At 59.8% G+C, this 23207-nt stretch carries 22 protein-coding genes and 4 pseudogenes; 14 read left to right on the forward strand and 12 right to left on the reverse strand.

Annotated elements, in window-relative coordinates:
* The 3 genes and pseudogenes from EOA79_RS15145 to EOA79_RS15155 all read right to left on the reverse strand — a co-directional run.
* A partial coding sequence (locus EOA79_RS15145) for an ImmA/IrrE family metallo-endopeptidase (protein ID WP_128293077.1) occupies positions 1-267 on the reverse strand: 267 nt, incomplete at its 3' end.
* A gap of 1 nt (position 268) precedes the next feature.
* Entirely contained in the window at positions 269-679 is a 411-nt protein-coding gene (locus EOA79_RS15150) for a hypothetical protein (RefSeq protein WP_245489881.1), read from the reverse strand.
* A gap of 75 nt (positions 680-754) precedes the next feature.
* Positions 755-1096: pseudogene (locus EOA79_RS15155) on the reverse strand (DNA-binding response regulator); the annotation flags it as partial.
* A 180-nt stretch (positions 1097-1276) separates the two neighbouring features.
* On the opposite strand from EOA79_RS15155, the pseudogene EOA79_RS15160 reads away from it, so the two are divergent.
* Positions 1277-1771: pseudogene (locus EOA79_RS15160) on the forward strand (nucleotidyl transferase AbiEii/AbiGii toxin family protein); the annotation flags it as partial.
* A gap of 11 nt (positions 1772-1782) precedes the next feature.
* A pseudogene (locus tag EOA79_RS15165) lies at positions 1783-2233 on the forward strand (DNA-binding response regulator); the annotation flags it as partial.
* A gap of 272 nt (positions 2234-2505) precedes the next feature.
* Here the strand turns inward: EOA79_RS15165 and EOA79_RS15170 are convergent.
* From EOA79_RS15170 to EOA79_RS15180, 3 genes are all read right to left on the reverse strand, one after another.
* Positions 2506-3219: a hypothetical protein gene (locus EOA79_RS15170; protein ID WP_128161233.1), complete on the reverse strand. Its 714-nt coding sequence runs from the start codon at positions 3217-3219 to the stop codon at positions 2506-2508.
* Positions 3212-3550 (reverse strand): DarT ssDNA thymidine ADP-ribosyltransferase family protein, encoded by a 339-nt coding sequence (locus tag EOA79_RS15175; protein ID WP_128161231.1) that lies wholly within the window; start codon positions 3548-3550, stop codon positions 3212-3214. The genes EOA79_RS15170 and EOA79_RS15175 overlap by 8 nt, the downstream gene beginning before the upstream one ends.
* A gap of 280 nt (positions 3551-3830) precedes the next feature.
* Entirely contained in the window at positions 3831-4457 is a 627-nt protein-coding gene (locus tag EOA79_RS15180; protein WP_128161229.1) for an SEC-C domain-containing protein, read from the reverse strand.
* Between the two features lie 76 nt (positions 4458-4533).
* Here EOA79_RS15180 and EOA79_RS15185 point away from each other — a divergent pair, with 76 nt between their 5' ends.
* Entirely contained in the window at positions 4534-5061 is a 528-nt protein-coding gene (locus tag EOA79_RS15185) for a hypothetical protein (RefSeq protein ID WP_128161227.1), read from the forward strand.
* A 284-nt stretch (positions 5062-5345) separates the two neighbouring features.
* Positions 5346-6032 (forward strand): hypothetical protein, encoded by a 687-nt coding sequence (locus EOA79_RS15190; protein ID WP_245489882.1) that lies wholly within the window; start codon positions 5346-5348, stop codon positions 6030-6032.
* A 544-nt stretch (positions 6033-6576) separates the two neighbouring features.
* On the opposite strand, the gene EOA79_RS15195 is transcribed toward EOA79_RS15190, so the two are convergent.
* Positions 6577-7923: an IS5 family transposase gene (locus EOA79_RS15195; protein WP_063169227.1), complete on the reverse strand. Its 1347-nt coding sequence runs from the start codon at positions 7921-7923 to the stop codon at positions 6577-6579.
* A gap of 488 nt (positions 7924-8411) precedes the next feature.
* Here EOA79_RS15195 and repC point away from each other — a divergent pair, with 488 nt between their 5' ends.
* From repC to EOA79_RS15215, 4 genes and pseudogenes are all read left to right on the forward strand, one after another.
* Positions 8412-9683, forward strand: a complete 1272-nt coding sequence (repC, locus tag EOA79_RS15200) for a plasmid replication protein RepC (protein ID WP_164893863.1) — start codon at positions 8412-8414, stop codon at positions 9681-9683.
* Between the two features lie 502 nt (positions 9684-10185).
* Positions 10186-10509, forward strand: coding sequence for a DUF736 family protein (locus tag EOA79_RS15205; protein WP_128161221.1), 324 nt, complete (start codon positions 10186-10188; stop codon positions 10507-10509).
* Positions 10510-11194: 685 nt separating this feature from the next.
* A pseudogene (locus EOA79_RS15210) lies at positions 11195-11860 on the forward strand (recombinase family protein).
* Positions 11861-11968: 108 nt separating this feature from the next.
* The gene (locus EOA79_RS15215; protein ID WP_128161219.1) at positions 11969-12376 is read left to right on the forward strand and encodes a hypothetical protein; all 408 of its coding nucleotides are present in this window, start codon (positions 11969-11971) and stop codon (positions 12374-12376) included.
* A gap of 528 nt (positions 12377-12904) precedes the next feature.
* Here the strand turns inward: EOA79_RS15215 and EOA79_RS15220 are convergent.
* From EOA79_RS15220 to EOA79_RS15230, 3 genes are all read right to left on the reverse strand, one after another.
* A complete protein-coding gene (locus EOA79_RS15220; protein WP_164893864.1) occupies positions 12905-14605 on the reverse strand; it encodes a type IV secretion system DNA-binding domain-containing protein in 1701 nt (566 codons plus the stop codon).
* 233 nt (positions 14606-14838) lie between these two features.
* Complete coding sequence (locus tag EOA79_RS15225; protein WP_085044129.1) at positions 14839-15027, reverse strand: conjugal transfer protein TraD; 189 nt, start codon at positions 15025-15027, stop codon at positions 14839-14841.
* Positions 15028-15082: 55 nt separating this feature from the next.
* A complete protein-coding gene (locus EOA79_RS15230; RefSeq protein ID WP_245489883.1) occupies positions 15083-15289 on the reverse strand; it encodes a TraC family protein in 207 nt (68 codons plus the stop codon).
* A gap of 187 nt (positions 15290-15476) precedes the next feature.
* Here EOA79_RS15230 and traA point away from each other — a divergent pair, with 187 nt between their 5' ends.
* From traA to EOA79_RS15250, 5 genes are all read left to right on the forward strand, one after another.
* Entirely contained in the window at positions 15477-19271 is a 3795-nt protein-coding gene (traA, locus tag EOA79_RS15235; RefSeq protein ID WP_128161215.1) for a Ti-type conjugative transfer relaxase TraA, read from the forward strand.
* A 133-nt stretch (positions 19272-19404) separates the two neighbouring features.
* Positions 19405-19908 (forward strand): DotD/TraH family lipoprotein, encoded by a 504-nt coding sequence (locus EOA79_RS15240; protein WP_128161213.1) that lies wholly within the window; start codon positions 19405-19407, stop codon positions 19906-19908.
* Positions 19905-20792 carry a type IV secretory system conjugative DNA transfer family protein gene (locus EOA79_RS15245; protein WP_128161211.1) on the forward strand — a complete coding sequence of 296 codons (888 nt, stop codon included), beginning with the start codon at positions 19905-19907 and terminating at the stop codon, positions 20790-20792. The genes EOA79_RS15240 and EOA79_RS15245 overlap by 4 nt, the downstream gene beginning before the upstream one ends.
* The gene (locus EOA79_RS32785) at positions 20792-20965 is read left to right on the forward strand and encodes a hypothetical protein (protein WP_164893865.1); all 174 of its coding nucleotides are present in this window, start codon (positions 20792-20794) and stop codon (positions 20963-20965) included. Before EOA79_RS15245 ends, EOA79_RS32785 begins: the two co-directional genes overlap by 1 nt.
* Entirely contained in the window at positions 20965-22197 is a 1233-nt protein-coding gene (locus tag EOA79_RS15250; RefSeq protein WP_245489884.1) for an ATPase, T2SS/T4P/T4SS family, read from the forward strand. The genes EOA79_RS32785 and EOA79_RS15250 overlap by 1 nt, the downstream gene beginning before the upstream one ends.
* Here EOA79_RS15250 and EOA79_RS15255 read toward each other — a convergent pair.
* Together EOA79_RS15255 and EOA79_RS15260 are read right to left on the reverse strand one after the other, a co-directional pair.
* Positions 22190-22471 (reverse strand): hypothetical protein, encoded by a 282-nt coding sequence (locus tag EOA79_RS15255; RefSeq protein WP_128161209.1) that lies wholly within the window; start codon positions 22469-22471, stop codon positions 22190-22192. The two genes, EOA79_RS15250 and EOA79_RS15255, sit on opposite strands and share 8 nt — an antisense overlap.
* Before the next feature lie 8 nt (positions 22472-22479).
* On the reverse strand, positions 22480-22698 hold the full coding sequence (locus EOA79_RS15260; RefSeq protein ID WP_128161207.1) for a hypothetical protein: 219 nt from the start codon (positions 22696-22698) through the stop codon (positions 22480-22482).
* Between the two features lie 318 nt (positions 22699-23016).
* Between EOA79_RS15260 and EOA79_RS33175 the strand changes: the two genes are divergently transcribed.
* On the forward strand, positions 23017-23207 hold a 191-nt coding region (locus EOA79_RS33175), incomplete at its 3' end, for a hypothetical protein (RefSeq protein WP_206639246.1).

Here is a 23207-nt window from a genome sequence, read left to right on the forward strand (position 1 = left end):
GACAGGGCCCATCTCGTGCGCCACGAGGAAGGCTTGCTCGAACGGAGAGCTGATATTCTCGCGAATGATCAGATCGTCGGGGGCGACGAAGATCGCGCGGCCGCCGTTGAGCACGGCCGCTCCCGCCGCCGTTGGCTCGACATCAATCCCCCGCCGCTTGGCCTCGGCGACAGCAAGGTCGTAAGGCGACCAAGGATCGGCGCCGGACGCAACGAGGCGATCGTGAAGCTCGGCGGCGATTTGCCGGGTGAGCTCCACCCCGTCCATGTCATTCAGCCTCAGCCAACAATCGGTCGCGCGTCTCGGCCGGAACGCCAGCGTCGATCAGCACTTGCAACTGCGCGACGGTGCTTCCAATCGCCTCGGCCAACCTCTGGAGAAATCGTCGCGGGATGCTGACGAGCAAGACCCGTCGCTCGCGCAACGCGGTCACGACCTGCCTGGGCAGCTCCAGACGCTGGGCCACAGCGCGCCGGTCATCGACCGTCAGCGCCGCAAAAGGGTCGGACATCGCCGCCGGCATGGTGGCCGCATGTCGCGACCAGGCCGCGCCGATGAGCGCCTGATCCGCAGCGGAAAGCGGGGCCGCGTCGTCGTTGTAGACTTCGCGGCTGAGCTCGCGCGAGAGCTCGACGAGCTCCGCGGCATAGTCGGGATAAAGCCGCAGATAGCGCTCCAAGTCGAGCGATCAGCCTCGCTTTCGACCGCGAACGCGTCGAGCACCGACTCGCGAGATGGCCGTTCGCCAGCGGAGTCACCGTTCTTCTCCGTCGCCCATGGCCGCCCGCAGAGCGGCGAACGACTTGTCGCGATATGTTCGAACGGTCTTTTCGGCGCGGCCCAGCGCCTTGGCGACGGTCATGACCTCTGGTTCCTTCGAGTCAATGGGGAAGCCCTGTCTCAACATATGAACGATCCTGCTTTGTTCTGGTGGTAGCGCATCAATCGCCGCATCCAGGTGCAACCGGTAAGCCGGATCGTCGAAATCCGACGCGGTGAACGGATCGTGGGTCCCGGCCGCCTCGACCTCCGGTGACAGCTCACCGCTCTCCTCGTCATATTCGAGCGGCTGGGACCGGTTCTCGTCGCCCCAAGCGACCGACGTGAGGCGCGAAGAGGTCATCCGAGATTCGACGCGGGAAGTCCAAAGCGGTGCTTGTTCAGCTCCTTCGCGGGAAAGTCTCGCAAGTTTGAAATCAAGGATCTGGGAGGCGTTCGTCTCAATCACAGCTGGCCCATATTCTGAAACAAACCGGCTCGTGTGAGCAAGCAAGCTGTGCCATCTAGGACACGCCATTTATGGACGCGCACCCTATGGGTGTTCGCTTGCCAAGCCTACGTCAACGGCCCGCTGCGTGCTGAGTTGACGGTGATTCTGCAGGACCGACTCCAGGCCGCCGGCCTCGATGCCGACGCGGCACGGGTGGAAGCCGACGACGACGATCCCGACGGGCAGACGCTGCTGATGTGGTATCCCGCGGCGACGCCGCGATCTGATTATGTGCGGGCGGCGATCAAGATCGAGTCGGGCGCGAAAATCCGCGCTCGACCCAAACCGCGATGTGCCGATCAACCCCTATGTCGACGACGATCTGCCGGCGCTCGACCTGACCGTGCCGGCCGTGCGCACGGTCGATCCCGAACGCACCTTCTGGAACAAGGTGGTCATCCTCCACCGGCTGCGGCGCTGGGTTAGACCAGCGCGGCGAGTTGCGTGGCGGCGGCCAACCGCGTGTCCCGTCACTATTATGACCTGCACCAGCTCGCCGCGACGCCACCGCCATCGCTGAGCCAGCGCTCGGGGCACTAGGCAAACGGCGCATCAGCGGCGAACTCTACGAGCGCGACCCGAAGGTGGAAGCGCTCATCGGTGAACTGGGGGTCCTGCAGCGTGACGCGTTGTTGGCCAGGGCGGAAATCGTCAAGCGTTCCGACCCGGGCTACAAGCGAATGTCTCGTCTATTTCATTCGCGCGAGCCGTCGCGACAATAACGAGGTGTGGTTCGAGCGCCTCTATCGGATCCTGACCGAACGCGTGCTGCGCAGCCTGCGCAAGGCGGAAAGCTCTGATGGAAAGAAGGAGTCGCTTACGCGTGGGACCATACGTGACAAGGTGTTCGGCCGGTTCGTCGAGCTCCTTTCGGCGGACCGTGCCGACTACGTCGACAAGCTCGACTATTTCAAGGTGCGCTTCGATGGCGCGCTGGCGAGCCTGCGGCGCGACGCGCAGGAAAATCGGCGAATGAGTCAGAACCGAGGGTTTGCAGGGCCTTCGTGGCTCTCTTCCCGAACCTTGTGGATTGACCGTTCCACCTCGGACTCCGTTTCGAGTTGGAACGGGTTGTAGAGCACCCGACGATCTTCAAGAAACACGAGGAAGCGGCGAACGATCTCCGCCTCGGAAGGTCCGGGATCAGTCCAAGGGTGTGCTGATCCCGGTTACCCGGCGTGCCACTTCGGCCGTCACCTTGCCACTCTTGCGGAACCAATTGCGCATCCCGGCTCCTAGCCGACTCGAAGCCGAGATTGCTTCAAATGAGACTGATCCTCGGTCGGCCGGAGCGAATGAGCAGCCATGGCGGTAATGAAACCCTCAGGCGTTTCCAAGTAGCGCTCCAACTTGTTCTCCCTCATCAACACCACGAACAGAGCGCACGATTTCGCCTGACAATTGACCGACTTGCTGGGGTTGAACTCTATGTCAGTGAAACCGGCATACTGCACTTCGCCGTCTACTCGATTTTTGAGCCATACACGGTGGGGAAAGATCGCATTGAGATAGAGCCAATCATAGAACACAGTGGTGGGTTTTAGGGGGAACTCGACGCCATCGAATCTGAACCCTGTCAAAGCGCCGGATTCCCGGAGTCGCGGGTCGCGCTTTGCCTCTCTCGGCTCTACCTCGTAGAGGTCGATGTATGGTCCACCTTCCTCGAATACCTTGCTCCCTTGGAAGGCGTTCTCCAGCGGTATCTCGCCGAAGCTAATCATGACCCGCAGGTGAAACGCACTCAGGTGGCGACCAGCGATCTCGTCTGACTTGCTAGACACCTCTAGCAGTGGCGCATACCCGGCTTTCTTCGCGGCCTCGTGCAGCGATTGGATGTTCTTCTTCTTTTGGACCTCTGCAAACCCGCCAGCCCACGGGATATCGAAATCCAATCGCTTGACGTAACCTTCGTCCTCAGTCGCCGGGATAAAGATCGGTCTTTCAGCCATTGGGAATGTTCCTTATGAGCGCGAGTGGTATGACGTGGGGGACCAGCACTTCGTACTTCTCCGCCTGCGTGAGGCGCGCCTTAATTGCCGGGTCCTTCCAGTCCGTTCGGGTATACAGTATCTCGAAATCGATCAGCGGTTCGGCATCGGCGATAGGCACCGAATCGACGCCGCCTTTGTTCGCCACATCGTTGGTGAAACGGACCCCGTCGAATTGCATCACAGAGGGGTGTATTTGGAGAAAGATCGTGTCCGTGATCCTTTCGTCCTGCCGGGCCACGTACTCCATCGGATGGTTGTTGCGAAAGCAAAGGTGGACGTAGTTGCCCATTCCCTTCAACGCATCGGCATCCCGACTAACTTGATTACCGCCCGGAGCCGGATCTTGACATCCTTCTGGAGAAGACCAGCGAGAGGATGCAGTCCGCCCATTTCTCGGATCAGGGGTAGGTTCCTCCTGTCGGTGAAGTGATAAAGTAGCGGCACCTTATCAAGTGTATCAATTATCAATTGCCATGTTCCCCTCCCGTTGCGGGCCGGTTGTGGCCACGCCTGATGGGCGAATCTTACGGCAGTCGCCGCCCGAACGCTATGATCGTCGTCCGCGCGGGCTATGCACGGCGCGATCCATGGCACCGCTTGAACTTCTCACCACTACCGCAGAAACAGCGAGCGTTGCGCGGCGTGTACTTCATCGCGAGTGCCATGGTGATCTGCGCATTCTCGTGCTGGACAGATTGCAATTGTCGAGCGATTGCCGGGGTAACCTGCACTTCTCCCACGCCGGGGATGCTGTTCATGATTTCACTATGTCGCCGGGCAGACTCGAAAAACCGTTGGACAAGCGGGTCTTTCGTTAGCGCCTGCCTGTGATTGTCACGGCGCACGCCCTCGTTCTCAAAATCATATGCGGCAGTGCTGTCAGGCAGAAATAGCCGAGTAACGATCTGGGGCACCTGCGGAGGCGTGAGGTCAATCCATGCCCGGCCCTGAGGAGGATCGTAAACTGCGTGGTGCTCCGCCTCGATATATAGGCCCGGCCATTCCCAGATAGCCCAGCCCAGCACGATCCGCCCGCCACTTCGGGCAACCTTGCGCCGCGCATTGGTAAAGCAATCGAGCGGAGCCGAGTCGTCGTCTGGCGAGATGCGCAGCAGAACAGGCGGACGTTCGACGCTTATGCCTCGGCAGAATTTCGCGACTTGCGGCGATTTAGGGTTAGCAGTTTGGGTTAACATCGTCGCCTGTGATCCCGCATGTCAGCTATTCAGAAGAGGCCAGCATAAGTTTCACGGATTGCCGGGCGTTCTACAATTGTTCTATACCGAGATCCGAGAGTTTCTACCGTTAGTTAAGGTTCGAATCGACGTGAACGGCCACTCCATAAACATCACCATTCCAGACGTTGACACCATGACCGACGAAGAGTTGGCCGTGTTCGCCCGCATTCGTGACGGCCAGTGGAGCGCTCAGACGCAAGCCTTCATGCGTAGGTTCGTGACCTACAAGCTGAACCTCAATCGAGCATGGGCGGGAACATGGCAGGGATGGATGTGCCCGTGCTGCAATCGGACCAAGCCGCAGATCGTGAGACTCACGTCGGCTCGCGTCCTGCTATGCCATCTTGAATCGCACTACGATCACTTTGGCGATAAGGCCGGGGAGCTCTTCGAGGAATCAACCAGAAGACGCGACCGGGAGTTCAATATCCAAATCTCGCATGCCAAATACGGGATGCTCCAGTTCGTTGAACGCTTCCAACGGACGCTGATTTGCATTGGTGCGGTATTGGTTAGGAATCCCGCCTCGCACTCTGCGACATGCCCGATTGTCGACCGCTAGAAAACACAATTAGGTGGTACGGAGGGAGGGGAAGCGGCTGGTGCGCGTCTGGTACGGACCGCTTGCTAAGTATCAGATTTTCCTGCACCACTGGCGCCAAACGCAATTTCGACATGTACTATGCGGTCTAACGGCCAGTTTTGAAAACCCCGGCGGAGACGCCGGGTTTTTTTTGTTTGCGGGGATTTGCGTATGCACCGGGCCATAACGTGAGTGTGGTGGTCTTCCAACCGCCGATTTGGTCGGTTAGGGTTTGCAGGGGCGCGAACAACCGGATGAACGGGATGATGCTGAAAAAACTGCGCGCCTGTTGGGCGTTTAGCCCGACCGTCGACAGGAATGTCGCCCTGGTCGAAGGCTTTCTGAAGGGCAAGAGTTTCGCCGACCTGGCGCAGGAACATAGCCTGTCGACAACGAGGGTGCGCCAAATCATAGAAAAGGCTGATCGGCTCGTGGGCGGCGGCATCCTGACCAAGGCTGAACCGTCCAAGGCCTCGCCTCGATCCGATTTCATGGTCGCCTATCCATATGTGTGGAACCTGGCCGAGATGCACCGGCTCGGTAGCGTCACGCCGCATCATTTCTTTGCGGAGTTGGAGCGCGCCGGATCGCTGGAGCGGCTGGTTGACAAAATGAAGCGGTTGCCGAGGCGCACACCAACAACAACACGTGAGCTGGCGCGCCTCGTGTGGCAAAAGGAGAGGGGCGAGAGCCCATGGCCTGCAATGAAGCGATCAACCGTTGCGATCGTGGAACCAAGCTGCCCGGCCGACCATCCGGAGCGCGGCCTTCAATGCCAGCTCGCCTTGGAACCGGCCTTCCAGGAATTGGCTGAGCGCGCAGCGGAATCCGGCTGGACCGAGGACGAGATAGCCTACGCGCTCCTCGGTCTCGCCGGCGCGCGCCTCAAGAGCAACTCTGCCAATCGCGAGACTGAGAGGGCGATTGACCGGGCCAGGGCAACGAGATGAGCAGCGTCAAGAAGCTTCGCCTGACCCGATATGAACGTCGCTGCGCAAATGAGTTTGGCGGCGAAGACTGATCCCGGCCGAGTCGGGCTGGCGAGCGGAAGTGCTGAAATAGGGGCGTGAGAATCCATGGCGTTCTTGCGCGTGCGAACTCCTTGAAGGGGCTTGTTTCTCATCAGCCTAACCAGGTGCCACCCGGCGCTGGTTCTCGATACGGTGGCTGTGTCGAGACGCCAGGCGCCACCTCGCGGCTAAGCCCCGCAAAGCGGACCTTTTGTCGCACAACTCCTAAAACCCGCGACAGAGCAGTTGACGCTACGTTTCCGGCCGTTTTCGTATCATGTTATTGCGTAACTAATAGAAATACCGCGGCATGATCTGCGACAAGCCTTGGGCTACCGACCGGATTTCGACGTCGGCCAAGTGTTCATCGGGCTATGCCGTGTGTCGATGCGCGGCCCGGACCTCAACCGGCGGCGCGCTGATCTTGGCACGGCACTTGCGCTGCAGGCGAGGGGGCGACCGTCGACCGTGAACAATCCGAGCCCTAAGCGGCGACCGGCTTCGGCCGGATTTGAAGCAGGGCAATCAAGAGCGACAAAAACCCCTTCAGCCACCTGAGCAGGAGGGAGAAGTTGTAGCCGGCGGCGGCCAGGATGGCGTTGAGGGTGTCGCCCTGCTGGCCGGCGAGGTAGTTGCGGCCCATTCTGTGTTCGCTCTTGATGTGGCCGATGACGGGCTCGACCGCCGACCGCCGTCGCATCTGGCGCTTGATGGCTGGGGTGACGCGGCGTTTCTGGCCCGCGGTGAAGACCCTGAGCTTGTGGCTCTGCGGTGCGTTGTGGCCGCGATAGCCGGCGTCGGCGAGGATGCGGCCGATCTCGTTGCCGATGGTCTTTTCCATGTCGGGGATGACGCTTGCCAGCGTGTGGCCGTCATAGGGATTGCCGGGCAGTGCTTTTGCATGCAGGGCGAACTGGCCGCCCCTGGAGCGCTTCAGCGTGGTGGCCACCGACACCTTCACCCCGAACTCGTAGGGCGCATGCGCCTTGCCCTTGCCGATGCATTCCACCTCGTGTGCGTGCAGGCTGTAGATCTTGCGGCCGCGCTGGCGCTGGCGTTGCTCGAGAACGGTGGCGGCCTGGTAGAGCGGCCATTTGAACAGCGCGTCCAGCCCCTGATCGCCGGCGATCTGGCGACCAATGTCGCGAATGGTCCGGCCGAGATAGGTCTTGAGCTTGCGTAGCGCCTTGTTGGCCCGCTTGAACTGCTTGGCGTGGGCATAGCGCTGGTGGCTGATCAGCGCCAGCTTGCCGACCCGCACATAACTCTGGCGCAAATGGAGACCCGTCCTCTTGGCCAGCCGCACCAGCCGTTCGCGTGCCCGATGGATGAGCTTGGCGTCGGTCGGGAACATGACGTTCTTCGGCTGCACGGTGGTGTCGACGATCACCTGGCGCGTGTCGGCCGGTTTCATCGCCCCGGTCTTGACCGCGAGGCTGAGGCTCTCCTGCAACAGCACCATAATCCGCTCCTCGCCCATACGGCTGCGCCAACGCGTCATCGAGGAGCGGTCGAACGGCAGCGTATGGCAAAAGAACGTCTCGCCGGTGAGATACTGGAAATAAGGGTTCTCCACCCAGCGCTCGCACAGCACCTCATCCGACAGGTTGAAGGTGTGCTTGAGGATCGCCAGCCCCGCCATCAGCCGGGTCGGCAGCGGCGGCATGCCGGGGCCGTCCGAATAGACGGCGCCGAAACGCTCCTCCAGCACCGGCCAGTCGATCGCCTGCGCCAGCCGCACCAGCTCGTGCTTCATGTTGATGATTTGGTCGAGCCGGGAGCGGAACAGGTCCTGCTCTCCCGTCTCGCGCTTCTCGCGTGGCCTGGACATTCGCTGTCCCCTCGATTCGCCGCCGCCGAACCGAGTGAATCACGCTCCGCGCCACAAGGGAATCGCAAAACCGAATTGCAGGAAAACAGCGTCCAAATACCGCTAATCCTGCAATTCCAAAGCCGCTATCCGCCTCAATCAACAGGCCAGATCAATGGCTTGCGGATAGTTCACGGCCGACGGCGACCACCCCCGAAATTCGGAAAACGCCCCGAATCATTTTGCTTTATTAAGCAAATCGGTTAGCGTTGCGGCTATCGCAACTGCGAGTCGTCGAGGAGAATGAACTAGCCCCGGAAAAAGTAAACCCCGACGTAGCGAGCTACATCGGGGGGCTAAGAAACCTAAACCTAAAACCACAAAGCGGTTGGCGCCGCAAAATGGGCTCAATCACCAAGGGCCACACTAAGGTTTCCACCCCCCACTGTCAATATGGAACGCAGCTTCTGCGAACGGGGTGCTTTGCCCGGATTTCAGAAAGGAATCCGATGCGGACCATTGCCAGTTTCAGGAGGGTGACGCCTGGCATTCTCGCCAGTGCTGCCCTTGCCATGAGGGAAGACTACAAACCGACAACCAAGGCCAAGGTCGCCAGCGCTTTAAAGAAGTGCGCGGGTCGGCTGGGGATCAAGGGATACCCCTATCAGATCCTCGACACGCTTCTTGCCATTTCCCCGGGCGAGGATTGGACGACGGGCAACCGCCCGGTCGTCGCCATTTCGAACGCGCGGCTCGCCTTCGATCTGGGTGTTTGCGAAAAGACCATCACCCGAGCGATCCGCGTGCTTGTCGAGGCGGGCATTGTCGCCTACCGCGACAGCCCGACCGGACGGCGATATGTGAACCGGGAAGGGGGCGGCAGCTTTGGGCTTGATTTCTCGCCCGCTCGCCAGAGGCTCGCGGAACTCGAGGAGCTGGCGAACGCCCATGCCGATGAATGGCGCGTGATGCGCGAGACAACACGGCGAAGCCAAGGGATTGCCCGGCAGATCGTCGATGCACTCGAACAGATCCGCCGCCACGGGCATGACACGGAGGCCGTCGAATCTCAGTTCAACACGCTCATTGCCGATTTTCATGAGCGGCGCGCCAATCCCGACTATCTGGCCCTGCTGGTCGGCCTCCTGAAGGCGGTGTTGGCTCTTTACGAGCCGCCCGCCACTGATCCGAAGCATGACGATGATTCCGCGATGAAGGAGCAAGATATGTCCCCCGCACAGGACAAACCTGTCCCCCTAAATACAACTACAACCTTCCCTTCATCAGTAAGAGATAGGCGGCATCGCGCTAGTGCGCGATCAGTCCAGTTCACTTCTGAGATCGGCGGAGCCGATCAATTGGCTTATGAGAACAAGCCTGTGGCGGCCGAGCCGTTGGCGCAAGACCAGCAGCGTCGCGATGATGACGCAACGACCACGCTTGAGCTTTTGCGGTTTGGTTGCCGCCAGATACAGGCCGAATACGGCATAAGGTTCCGGTCCTGGCACGAACTTGTCGAGCAGGCCGAGTACATCCGCACCCTCATACAAATTCCGCGCGATACATGGAACGCTGGCGTACAGGTTGCCGGGCGGATGAATGCGGCCGCAGCGCTGGCGATCGTTGCCGAGAAGGTGATACGGGCGGCCGCGCAGCAGCCCGGCGCGGCGGAAATCATGCGCCCGCCTCGATATTTCCTGTCGATGCTATACCGCTCGCCGAAGGGAGAATTGCACCTGGCGCCGACACTGAGGGCCTTGGCGAAATCGGCCATGAACTAGCGTCGGGTCGCTCCTTTGGTCTGGGCGCCCCGCCGAAGAGGCACACTCGAGGAGTGCCGCAATCAAGGGCCCGGTGCACCATTGCCGTCGAGGTCCTGCCGGCGATAGGCGGGTATAGGCGCTGTGTTTGGCCGGGATACGGGCGGGCCATGCGGTCAGACTTCGCACGGGCGGCGCGGCGACAAGGCCGGCAAGCTAAGCGCGCAGCAAGGCCGGTTCTGGACGTTGGTTTCGTCGCCGATATGAAGTTGGACGGAAAGGACATGCGAATGGAATCTCCTTTGCATGACCGCGTTGTCGATCGAATGGCCACTAGGACCGTTCGGCCGCCCAGCAACAGCATTGCCGAACGATTTTCCCCGCGCCTGGCGGCGCTTCCTCGCGAGACAAAATCGCCCGCCAATGCCGTCCTCCGCTCACGCTCCGGCCCTTCGGGTGCAGGCCTGCCTCGGGCCGGTCCTTTGTCGTGTCCGTCGACAACGCAAGCAAAGGAGATACCGCAATGTCTGACCTCGTGAACTTCATCCAGATCGACGACGAAACCAACACCCTGACCGGCAACCTCGCCACTCTGACCTTCGACATCGACATCACCGGGGAGCCGTTTGAAAGCACAAACCCGAAGGCCCCGGCCTATCGCCTCTATGGCAGGACGCCGCGCAACCGCCGGATCGAGATCGGCGGCATCTGGAAGAAGAAGAACCAGAACGGCGGCGACTACTACACCCTCTCGGTCAACACCGGCTTCGCCAAACTGAACGCGAACCTCGGCCGCTATCCGGGGCAGGACGACGAAAGCCTGATGGCGGTCATCCCCTGGGATTGAGCCACCGCCAGTGCCCCCGCTCCGGCGGGGGCACTCACTCACCCGAGATCCGAAGACCAAAAGGAGCGACCAATGTCCGACGCCCTTTCCCCCTGTACCGCGTCGAGATCGTGAAGCCGGACAGCTCTATCGATTGCTTCCAGTGCGTGGAAGCTGCGGACCTTCCCGAGTTGATCATGCCGTTGATTTCAATCCCGCACAGCCAGCCGGAACCGTCGTGCTCGTCTATGACTACCACCTCTGGAAACCGGCCTCGAGCACGGATTGGTCCGTGCCATCTCAATTCTCCAATAGTCCTGCCCCTTGTTCGATCCCCGGAGGAACAAGCTCGCCCGACGGGCAAGGGGCGATGCCCTCGTCCCGACGCCCATAGGGGCGCATCAAATCGCAAGCTTCCTGCCAAGTTCGGTCGCCTGCGACCGAGGGGTTTTCCAGCCCGAAGGGCCGAAGCCTGCTTTCAAGGGAAAGCAGGCGAAGCAGGCGGAGGCCTGAACGCGCCCTCAATAGCGCCGTAGAGAAGGCCGGAGCCTGTGGGAAAACCCGGCGGCCCACCAGGCCGCCATTTGTTGCAAAATTCACGTGATGATATGTTGATTTCGGGATGGGTTATTTGACAGATTCGGGAGGAGTAATGTCGGGCACCAATTGTTGTCCGAGCTTTTGAATCTGAATGCTGATCGGCTACATGCGTGTTTCGAAGGTGGACGGCTCGCAGAGCCTGGACCTGCAGCGTGACAGCCTCGTCAGGGTGGGCGTCGAAATCAACAACGTCTATGAGGATATGGCGTCCGGTAAGCGTGATGACCGGCCGGGCTTTGCCATGTGTGAGAAAGCCTTGCGCCCTGGCGATAGGCTCGCGGTCTGGAAACCGGATCGTCTCGGCCGTGATCTGTGCAATCTGGTTAACACGGTGCACGACCTGACGGCGCGGGCATCGGTTTTGAGGTGCTAACCGGGCACGGCGCGTCGATCGACACGACGAACGTCGGCTGGGCGAATGGTGTTCGGCATCTTCGCGGCGCTGGCCGAGTATGAGCGAGACCTGACGATCGAGCGGACAGTTGCGGGACTGTCGGCCGCCCCGGGCACGAAGAAGGGTAGGCGGACGGCCACCCAAGATGACGAGCGCGAAGCTCCGCCTGGCTATGGCCGCGATGGGGCAACCATAAACCAGATTTCGGAACCATGTCACGAATTAGGGATCACGCGATCAAGCCTTTACCGGCTTGTCGCTCCAGATGGAAATCTGCGGCCAGAGGGAAGAAAACGCCTCCAGAGGGGCGAATTTGACAATGATTTTCCGCGATTTATCAATGTGAGTCCCTTTTGCTGGATGCGGCAAATGCGTTGACTCCCCCCGCGAAAATGTTATCGGTTAGGGTGCGTTCCTTGCATAATAGCACAAATATAAGCGAACCAAATAAAGTCGAATCTGGGAACCAACACACTGGCGGAGAAGATGAAAGGAAAAATAAGGGTTGTGACGTTCGACGGCCCGCCTGATCCAGACAAGATTAAACCCGGTCAAGCTGGAGTAAATCTTGCATGGTTGAATGAGCTAGCTGAGAATCCACCACCAAAGAACAAGCATTGGCCGGCTATGATCCGGGAGATGGTGATGAATCCACGCTCAGATGGCACGGCACCAACAAACGACGAGATAGCGGCGAAACTCGAGGTTTTCCGAGATACAGTCGCTAGGGCGAAAAAACGTTGGCAAAAGATCGGAGTTATCTACCGCGTCAACTATAACGGGGTGTATGCTTACAGTCCGAAGATGCTGATCATGAAGGACGAAATAGGGGACGTGGTCAAGCTTCCCGCGATCGACGTCCGCGTTGCCTCCGAGCTCGAGGCCTACCACTAAGAGCGGTATCCCGTCTGATTGATTCGCGCTGCCCGCCGGCGAACCGGCGGGCAGCTACGTTGCGGACTTCAATTTTATCGTTTTCGGCCGCAAGTTGCGCGTTGCCGAGTTCTGTGATGTCGTAGAAGGTGTTTAGGATGCGGTATCCAAGCAAGCTGCCGATGATACCAAGAAGCAGTCCCGTCACGGTGAACTCGACGGTCAAAAGCTGGACGAGAGATCAAAGCCCCACATAGCCTATCACGTATAGTGCGTAAGCATATGGGATCAGCCCGCCGAACCCCGATAACGCCTTGCCCCAGCTCCGGCCTGCGCCGCTTTCGATTGCTCGCATGTAGGCAAAGGCCGCTATGGCGGAAAGGACGCCGCCCGCGACCAGGATCGTGCCATTCGGCTAGCCGGCAGGCAAAATGCCCTCCTGAACTATGCGGTAAATCCCATAGATCACGACGATCAGGATCGCGAAGATAGTTTTGCCGACCATTTCGGCGTGTTTGGCTTTTATCCAAAGCAATGCCTCGGCGCCTATCAACGGTAATTTTCGAATAGATCGATCGATGCAGTTCCCTTTCCGGACGAGTCGGGATTCGGTCCTGCATCGGCGTTTTCGCGCGCCTCCTTTGCAGCCGCGTTGAAGGCTTCTTCCAGCGGTAGCTCCTCCTCCTGGTCGGCTGCTCCGGCCGGCAAAGCGCCGCGCGGTGGCGGCGTCTTGTTGCCGAGGACCGCCTTCACATAGAGGTCGATATCGGCGTCACTGGTGAAGGTTCCGGTCGGCTTGAACGTGTATGTCCATGCGGCCGGAACGTTCGACGGACGATGATCCCTGGCATCGTCGGCGAACGGGAATTTGACGTGATAGACGTTCTTGCCGACGCCGGTCACGAAGGCCGACACGCCCTTGTCGTCAACGCCTAGCATTGTGTCGAATTCGGAGCGTTCGATCGGGTTGGCAGCGTGGGTTTCCTTGATCCACTTCACCGATCCATCGGACATCATATCGCGACGATATTCGTAGAAGGTGGTTTCGCCCAGGTCGCGTTCCATGCGTTCAGCCGTCGGGCCGAAGTTGATGCGCGTGATGATCTTGGTTCCAACCGAGGCCATGAGGACATCGAGCACTTCCTGCCCGTAATTCTTGGCGATCTGTGAGAGGTCCTGCAGCCCGAGAACTGCACACACGCCCTTGGATCGGCCAAGGGTGACGAAGCGCTCGAAATCCCGAATTTCGGGCAACTGGCCCCACTCGTCGAGAAAGAACCAGAGGCGGCGCAGATCGTTGTCCGAGAGCAGATTGCTATCGGTCACCGTCGAAACGGCCACCGCGTAGAGCGCGGATATCCAGCCGTCGGAAAGTTCGGCGTAGCGGCCCGAATGCTGGATGATGACAGTCCGCTGATCGGTCTTGTTGACGAGCCATTCGCGCAACCGAAAGCGCTGACGGCCCTCATAGGTCGGCCACGCGGTCGCGAGCATTTCGAGCAGCCGCATATTCGTTTCGAGCTGGCCGAGCGTTGACATGACCTGCTTGTAGTCTGCCGTCAGGAAGATGTCGGCGCCGCGCTGATATTTGAGCATGATGCGCAGCAATTGCTCCTGATCCTGGCGCGTCTCATTCAGAAGATCGAGCCAAGTCCAAGTGTTGGGCTTTTCGGCCATAAGCTTGATCGCGCAACCAGCAAGAACCGCACGCGCGCTTTGGGTGAAGAACGGATGGCCGTTGTCTGGAATGATGCGCTGCGCGAGCTCGACCGCATCTTGCGAAACGACAAGATCGGCCGCGATATCCCACACGGCCGATCGATCATCCTGTGGAGCAATCAGAAGAGGCGGGATCTCCCTCCCGTCGCGGACGGAAGGCGGCACGATCCGCGTGTAATCGCCCTTCTCATCGAAGATGATCGCCTTGTCGCCGCGGGCGACCACGGAGCCGATCATCCTTCGAAACGTGACGGTTTTGCCGCCGCCGGGAGCGCCTAGGATGAAGGTATGATTGGTCTCACGCTGTAGCGTATAATGCCACCCATTGAACATATGAATGCCGCGTGTTCTGGCATAGCGGTTGTTCTTCTGTTCGTGGACGCCCGCTTTCAGCAGCGCGTCCATCCCCTCGACCACCATGCCGGAAACGATGACGCGGCGCTGTATGGCAAACCATCTCAGGTAGGCACAAATGCCGAGCAAGGCGACTGCAGCAACAAGTGGAGCAATCACCCAGACCTGGTTGCGCATCGCAGCCGAGGCGAGGGGGGCGCCGATCGCTTCAAGATGAGCACGGCACTCGCCAAACTTCCAGATCGCGAGGCAGTCCCAAGCTTGCGACAAACTCAGTTGGCGCGCTTCGCCGTTAACGGTCGGCCACGCGAATCGGACGAAGCGAATGTACCAAAAGACCGGCGTCATGAGCGCAACACCGACAGCAGCCAACAGGAGAAGCTTATACGGCGGCTCCGGTGGTTTCCGTATCATTTCTCAAAAGCCCTCCGGCCCTTTTCAATCATCGCCTCTCGGAGCTTTTCGTTGTCCTTCTGTTCAGCCGCCGTTAGCAGTACGCCCATAAGGAAGGCGCGATTTTCATCACGCAATCCTGCTTTGACGACGAGGCCGCCGAGCAGGATCTTCTCATGAGCGTCCTTCTGTCGATTAGCTGCCATTCGGTCACGATACTCCCGTTGTCGCTTCGATAGGGTCAGAGCAATTCGACCACACTCATTGAGCGGGTGCTTTGCGAAATCGGTCGGCAACCTCTTTCAAAGCCTTGAGCAAATCGCGATCGGAAACATCGAGATCGGAGAGACCGGCCTTCACGGCCAAATCGCCAAGCCGTTCCGCTTCTTTTGCCTGAGCCGCCTTCAGTTGCTCTTGCAGCTTGGCGATTTCCTCCTGGATCTTCGAAACCTTCGTAATGCGAGCCACAGATGACCTCCAGTGCAATGTGAACACCGCAGCATTGTTAATGGTGCACGTCAGAGACGGCAAGAAGGAACAAATTGAAACCAGCGCGAGCAGAACCCGAACTATCTGGAAAAGATGAGTTGGCGGAGCCAACGCAGTGGTAAGTCCCGAGTCGGGCCGCGCAGCGCCCGACTCTAAGGGCGCACTTATGTATCGACAAGTCGATACATTGCTTGCTATCGGTGTCGGCATGGCGATTTTCCATCTCCATGCCCAGGTTCTCAGTCGGGCGGCCGGGCAAAGCGCGGTCGCCGCGGCCGCCTATCGGCATTGCGCCGCCATGACGAACGAGACCTACGGACGCTCCTACGATTTCTCGAACAAGCGCGGGAATGTTCACAGTGAGCTGGCGCTGCCGGCCAACGCGCCACAGTGGGCGCAGGAGCTGGCGGCGTTCCCAACCGTCCAGGCGTCCGAGGCATTCTGGAATCGTGTCGAGGCCTTCGAGACACGTAAGGATTCTCAGCTCGCACGGGAAATGACACTTGGTCTCCCGGTCGAGCTAACGCGAGAACAGAACATCGCGGTGGTACGTGAATTCGTCGACGAGAATTTCTCGATGAAGGGGATTGTCGCCGATTGGGCTTACCACGACATCAAGGGAAACCCGCATGTCCACATCATGACCGCGCTTCGCCCTCTCACGGAAGAGGGGTTCGGAGCGAAAAATAATCGGGCTCTTGACGAGAATGGTGAGCCGAAGTTCTCAAAGAACGGTCATGCGCTCTACCGTCAATTCGCTGGAGATAAAGAGCTTATTCCCGCGCTCAGGGAAGCATGGGCCGATGTCCAAAACCACCATCTGGCCGCTCATGGATTTGATGTGCGGGTGGATCATCGGTCCTATAGAGAGCAGGGAATTGAGATCGAGCCGACGATGCACCGAGGCCCGACTGCCGAGGGCATGGACCGGCGTGGCGCAAAGTCGGATCGCATCGAGATCAACGACGAGATTGAAGCGAGACGACGCCAACAGGTCATGAATGATCCTTCCATCATTCTTAAGCTGATCACGGCGGAGAAGTCCGTTTTCGATGAGCGCGACGTTGCGCGCGTGGTCCATCGCTATACGGACAGCTATGAGGACTTTCAGGCGCTCTATTTCCGCGTAGGCACGCTCGAAAATCAGGTGATGATCTCACCGCCGATCTTCGACCCGATGACCAATAAGATGCTCGAACGGCCGAAATACACGACGACGGAGGTTCTTGATACAGAGCGCAACATGATCACTTCGGCTCGGGCTCTTGTCGCCCGGGGCGATTTTTCTGTTGACGGACAGCAGGCGACGAAGGTCATCGGCGAAGTCGAGAAAGAGGCCGGGTTCAGTTTCGATCCTGAACAGAGAATGGGGATATCCCGGCTGACCGAGTCTCTTAGCGTGGCCGTGATGGTCGGTTACGCAGGTGCGGGAAAATCAACGGTCATGAACGCCGTGCGAGCGGTCTATGAGGCCGAAGGTCGTCGCGTCGTTGGAGGCGCCTTGGCCGGTAAGGCAGCGGTCGGATTGCAGACAAGTGCCGGGATCGAGTCACGCACTCTCGCGTCATGGGAGGCCTCCTGGAAGAACGGACTTCGCCAATTGGAGGCGGGCGACGTGTTCGTTCTTGATGAAGCCGGCATGGTCGGATCGGCTCAAATGCAGCGCTTTGTTACGGCCGTGGAGCGGGCCGGTGCGAAACTCATTCTACTGGGTGATGCGCGTCAGTTGCAGCCGATCGAGGCTGGCGCCGCATTCCGCGCGATCGCCAGCGATGCGGGATATATCGAGCTAACCGGCGTGCGTCGCCAGCGCGAAGAATGGATGCAGCATGCGACTATCGAATTCGGTCGTGGTGAATCTGCGGCCGCGCTCAGCCGCTATATCGACCATGATCTCGTGCTGCTCGAAAATGACAACGAAACCGCCCGCGGTACGCTCATCGGCAATTGGCGGCAGGATTGGGAAGCCGGCGTTGATGTCTTGATGCTGGCGCATCGAAATGCCGACGTGCTGGCGCTCAATATGGCAGCGCGGTCGGTGATCAAACAGGAGGGCGGGCTGCAGGACGAACACGCTTTCCGGACGGCACGAGGACCGCGGCAATTCGCCGTTGGCGATCGGATCGTGTTTCTCGAAAAAAGCCGGGGGCTTGATGTCGAGAACGGCTCTTTCGGCACGGTCGAAGAGGCGAGCCGCGGGCGGCTTGTGGTGGGCTTGTCTGACGGGCGGAGCGTGATCGTCGCACAAAACGACTATGCCAATATCGACTATGGCTATGCGGCAACGATCCATAAAAGCCAGGGCGCGACGGTCGATCGTGTCCATGTCCTGGCGAGCCGCACTATGGACGCGCACATGGCCTATGTGGCGATGAGCCGACATCGTGAAACGGCAACTCTCTATGCAGGTGCGGACGAGTTTGCGTCGATCGACAAACTGGTCAGCACGCTCTCTCGCGAGCGTATGAAGGATACGACACTCGCGTACGAGCACACGGATGACTATCAGCAGAGTGTTCGCGAATTTGCCGAGCGCAGGGGCTTCCCGTCGCTTTCCGAAATCGGCGAAATGTTCCGCCAGCAGCTCGCGGCGCTGCGCGGACGATTCAATCATGCCGTCGAGCGCCTGGAGGCTCTTGGCGCGAAGTTCGCCCATACGATCCGACCGGAACGGCGTATGGAAGACGCGGCCAGCCAGGCGCCGGCTCAGCAGCCACGACCGGAGCAGAAGCACGCTGTGCCGGCGATCGTCTTGCCTGAATTGACGACCGCTGTAAGGCAGGCCCTTTCCAGGCTTGAACACAATCTCAATCATGCGGAGATGGCCGATACCGATCGCGCCCGCCGGCGGTGGTTCACCAATCTCACGTTCGAGATGCAGGACGGATCGACAGCGAGCGACCTTCAACGTTTTAACCGGGAAATCGCAGCGATCGTGCCGCAGGCAACGATCGTCTCGATGGGCCCGGACATCAATGCTGATAGTCGCGACCGCGCTCAGTCGCTCATACCAGAGCCTGTACGTCAGGCCTTTATCGAGAACTGGCCTTTGATCCATGCCGGGCAAAAGGCCGCTCACGATCTGATACGGCTCGAGGCGGCACGGCTTCTTGCTACCGATGCGAAAGAGCGGCTGGTCATCGACCAATATGAGAGGAAGCAGGCCATGTTGGCGACACCTGAGAAGCCGCTTATTGCGGCGGTCACCGAATGGCGCGAGAGCGTCGAAGCGGCCGTGGCGGCGCGTATGGAATTTCGACCTGCCATGCAGGCGGCAATGCGCCGCCTCGAGACGGCCGTCGCCGCGGTCTGGCAGCAGCCGGAAGCCATGCTTTCGACGATGCGGACCCGGATCGACCTTGAGCATATTCCGGTCCCGCAATTCGCTCAGGCCATACGCGAGGATCCGGCTTCCCTTGGTGATCTCAACGGTAGCCGGAACTTCTTCGGCCGCAACGACAGCGCGCGCGAAAAGGCGATTGCGGCCGTGCCCCTGGCAGTCTCCGCGTTGCAGGATTACGGCCAGGTGCGCGCAACGCTCAGAAATGATCTCACGCGCGATGAGCAGCGGTTCCGGACGCTGATGCAGGAGCCCGTCAACGATCTGTCGCCGGCGGCGCGTGCTCTTGTCGGTCGCATCGAGCAGACGCCGGCAGATCGGCTGGCTTCGCTCGTACGCACGGCCGACGACAGCCAAGCACTCGCGGAGCTGCGCAGCTTGGTCGCAACGGTGCGAGAGCGCTTCGGCGCAGCCGGCTCACATGAGCTTGACCGTGACTGGTTGGCGCAGGCAATGCCGGGTGCCGACCAGCAACGAATCGAGGCTTTCGCCGCAGGCTTCAAGCGGGCCGAGCAGATCGTGGCTTCCGTCCAGGCTGCGCAACAGGCCCATCGCATCCAGATGGGCCATGAGCAGCAGCACAACCTGGGAAGGGGAAGGGATCAGGACATCTCGCACTGAGATTGTGGCAAAAGAAGCACGTTTTTCGTTATGCTGTATATTGCAAAATCTCGCGATTTGGGTAGGACTGGGGTGGAGAGGGTGATCAGTCTTTTGATCGCCTGTCGATGATAAAAGACAGGGCGACTTCTTGATGCGGTACTCAGTGATTGTGGCACTGGCACTCGTAACGAGTGCCTGTGCGAACAAGACCGATAATTTCAACGCACTGTCGGTCAGGAAATATATCGACGCCTCATTAGAGGATGTGAATGAAGAGAAGCGATATGCTTCGCTCTATCCGCGCGCAATCGAGCCGTTTGCCAGGAATACTGTCAAGCTACATCCCGAAGTCGCTGGCGAAGAGCTGTTGCAGCCGGTCGATGCCCGGTGGAACGGCACTCTCGACGACATAACCCGGAAGGCCGCTCGCATGGCTGGTTATGCCGTCCGCGCCGAGGGAGAGCGGTCGGGATCTCCAATCATGGTTTCCGTGCATTGGGCGGACATGACGCTGGTCAGCCTCTTGCGGGAGGCTTTCGGCCAAGGGAAAGGACGCGCGTGGCTGGAAATCGATCAGGTCCAGCGCGTCATGACGATCCACTATGCCCGGCGGGAAAAGAGCCCGGTTCCTCATCTGGACGACACCACCCTATGACGCAGTTCCGTTCGATCTTTGCCGCTTTATCCGTTTCCGTCGCTTTGGCCGGTTGCGCCACGACGCAAAATCCGGAGGAGCCGCCTCCGCCGCCCGTTGTTGGGGGCGTGGACAATCTCACGCACGGGTCCGCCGCACCGCTCACTTATGAGCAGTTTGCCCGCAGGACGCGCAGCGGGACCGGTGCAAACGCCGTCGATACGGAACGTTATTCCGCGTTGCGCGAGGCGGCGCTGGCTTATTCGGCACAGGCTGCTTACGAGCGGCGCTCCTGGGAGATCTTGCGGGAGCTCGAGGCGCAATCGTCGCGACTGTCGCAGGAATTCAATTACAACGATATCGTCTACAAAGCGCCCAAGGAAGCCGGGTATGTCGTGCCTCCTGTCGTCAGCAGAGCGAAAGAGGCCATCACGATCACCAAGGGCGGCCGTGAGAGTGTCGCCGCGGATGAATACTACCGTATTGAGAGGCCCGGCCGGCTCGTCGGCGTCGTGCCGACCTGGCGCGATTATCTGGTCATGGGCGTGGACAAGGCATCCGACCCTTCGGACCAATTCCTGCCGTCGGACAAGGAAGAGCGGAAGATCTGGGACCGGTATATGGCGGAGGGCTGGCGCCAAGGCCGCATGCAGGCCGAGGAAGCGCTTAAAGAGAACATGAACCTCCTGCGCAGGGACTATGTTGGGATGATCGAGTATCGGCGTCTGGTCGATGCGGGGCTGATCAGGAGCCTGGTCGTGTCGTCGAGCGAGGTTCGCGCGAAGGGCACACCTGACGAGTTGTTTATCGGGCAGCGCCGCGTGAAGATCGAAAACGCAGCAACCTTCGTTTCCGATCCGGGGCGTTGGAAGCCGATCACACGCCGGTTCGAGGTGACGAAATAATGTCGGATATTCAATGGGATTATTCGACCAACCGTCAGACAGCCGCGGCTGATCCAGCCGATCCGATCGGCTTGCGTAGTCGCGAGGAAACTTTTGGCGCTCTGATTGCCATCCTGACCCTGATGGTCGCCGTGGTCGTCGTTGCGCTGTGGCGGCGTTTCAATAGGCCCTAATGGCGATGATCGACGAATCTCTGCTTGATCAGTCTGAATTCTCGACCACCGCCTCCTTCGTGCCGGTTCTCAAAGAGGAGCCGATACGGTTCGACACGGCGCCGGAGATCTTCGACACCTTCATTGTCGGCGCGGCTAAACGCGGTGCATCTGACATCACCATCCAATCAGAGGCACGGCCGCGCATCCAGATCAACTCACGCCAGCATTACGGCACCAAGCGGATCCTCCTCCGATCGGAGGTGGACTTGCTGCTGTCCTACATCTGGCGATCGAGCGATGCACCGAGCATTCTGCGCCAGGGCCGTTGCCTCGACTTCTCCTATGAAGTGCAGGTGAGCCGGCATGAGCGACATCGGTTCCGCGTGAATGCCACGCCGATCACAAAAAACGGCGGGGCAGGGATCGAGCTGACCCTTCGATCCCTACCGGCGAAAACGCCGACCCTGGACGATGTCCAGTTCGAGCATGAATTGCGGCCGTTTCTCAGCCCGAAGTCCGGAATCATCGTGATCGCGGGCGCTACGGGCCACGGCAAATCGACCACGATGGCGGCCATTACGCGGATGCACCTGGAGAACTCCAGGAATCCCCGGAAGATCGTGGACTTTCAGGCGCCAATCGAATTCACCTTTGCCGATATCCTCAGCGAGCAGGGAGATTGCCCGAGCTTTATCGGCCAGACTGAGATCGGCGAGGGCCGTGATCTTCCGAATTTTGCGACGGGCATTTGGTCTTCCTTGCGCCGGGCGCCGGCGATCATAAACGTCGGTGAAGCGCGCGATCGCGGTTCCATGAGCGGCTGTATTGCCGCCAGCATTCAGGGGCACATCGTCAATACGACCACCCATGCCCCTTCTGTTGCCGAAGGCCTGAGACGCATGGCGATGGAGTTCCCGCCCGAGGAACAGGCATCGAGGGCGTTCGACCTGATCAGCTCCTTGCAGATTTTCATCGTCCAGCACCTGATCCGCACGACCGACGGCTCGCGGCGCTATGTCGTGCGGGAATTCCTGGTCTTTGACGACGACGTTCGCGACCGGTTCCTGGACAAGCCGATCGACGGTTGGTCCGCTGTCGTCCGTCAGCTCCTGAAGGAAGGCATAAAGTCGAGCAAGATCATTGCCCGGCCGCTTGCGCACTCAGTCATGAAGCTGGTCGACGACGGCAGGATCACGGGGGATGAAGCGCGCAGCTTCATCCCGCGTTCGATGGTCGAGATCCTTACTTAGTTCCACATCGGTGTGGCATGCTCGCGGTGTAATGGCGATTTTCGCCGCACGACAAGACAACTCTTGGACCCGACTCTCGTTTCACTTCCAAGAATGGGCTGTACTCCTTCATCGAGCGACGCAGCGATGCGTTGAAAACTTCGGCGACCGACAGATCGCGGGCGGCAAGTCGCTGTAGCAGAGCTGCAATTTCGCGCTCGCTGAACACCGGCGAGAACCGCCGCTGGAACATCAGCTCCAGTCCATCGTATCCTTGAATCAGCCAAGCACTCATGCGTCCTCCTAGATTGCCTGTTCGGCCTTTTGCAGCTCTGCCGTTACATCGGTCACACCCGGCAGGTCCCACACCGATTCCCGCAGGATGAATCGCCAGGCCTTCACGCTGTCCACATAGGAGGCGAGAGGCTGGACGACCTCATATCGAATGACCGCGCCACGCATAACTCGAAAACGGTTGTCGATCAGAACGGCGGCGAGCCGGTCGAACGGCTTTTCTGGCAATCGGCGAATGAACCCGAGCTGCCGCGAAGCCTTCGGAGTTGCGAGGCGACGACACCTCCCGAAGCCCTCCCCAGCAGGCTTGGACGCTCAATGTGGGTTACATATCATAGTGATAAACTCAAGATGCCCAATCCGCTGACTCCCACATGGACATGCGCAAGTTGGTCGGGCGGAATGTATAGAGGATCAGACAAAGGATGGTCAGACGCAGGTTTGCCGAGTGCCTTGATCGCGTGGCGGAGCTCGTCGGATTTGTCCCTACGGAACCGGTGTGGACGCGGCCCGCGGACGGCGTTGCCGATCACGGCGACGGGGCGCTTGTTAGCCGACGCTGAACGCGACCTTTGCGGCGATGGCCGAGCCTTACGACACCACCATCCTGCCGAACCCGCGGCCGCCAGCCATGTCCGCCGCTCGCAGCGCTCCGGCCAGACCGGCAAAGGCAAGTCATGGTTGGCCGCGCCTTCGGTCGTCAGACGGCAAGGCTCGATCATTCCGTTCTCTACGCG

The organism is Mesorhizobium sp. M1A.F.Ca.IN.020.03.2.1 (genome assembly GCF_004023205.1).
Classification (GTDB): Bacteria; Pseudomonadota; Alphaproteobacteria; order Rhizobiales; family Rhizobiaceae; genus Mesorhizobium.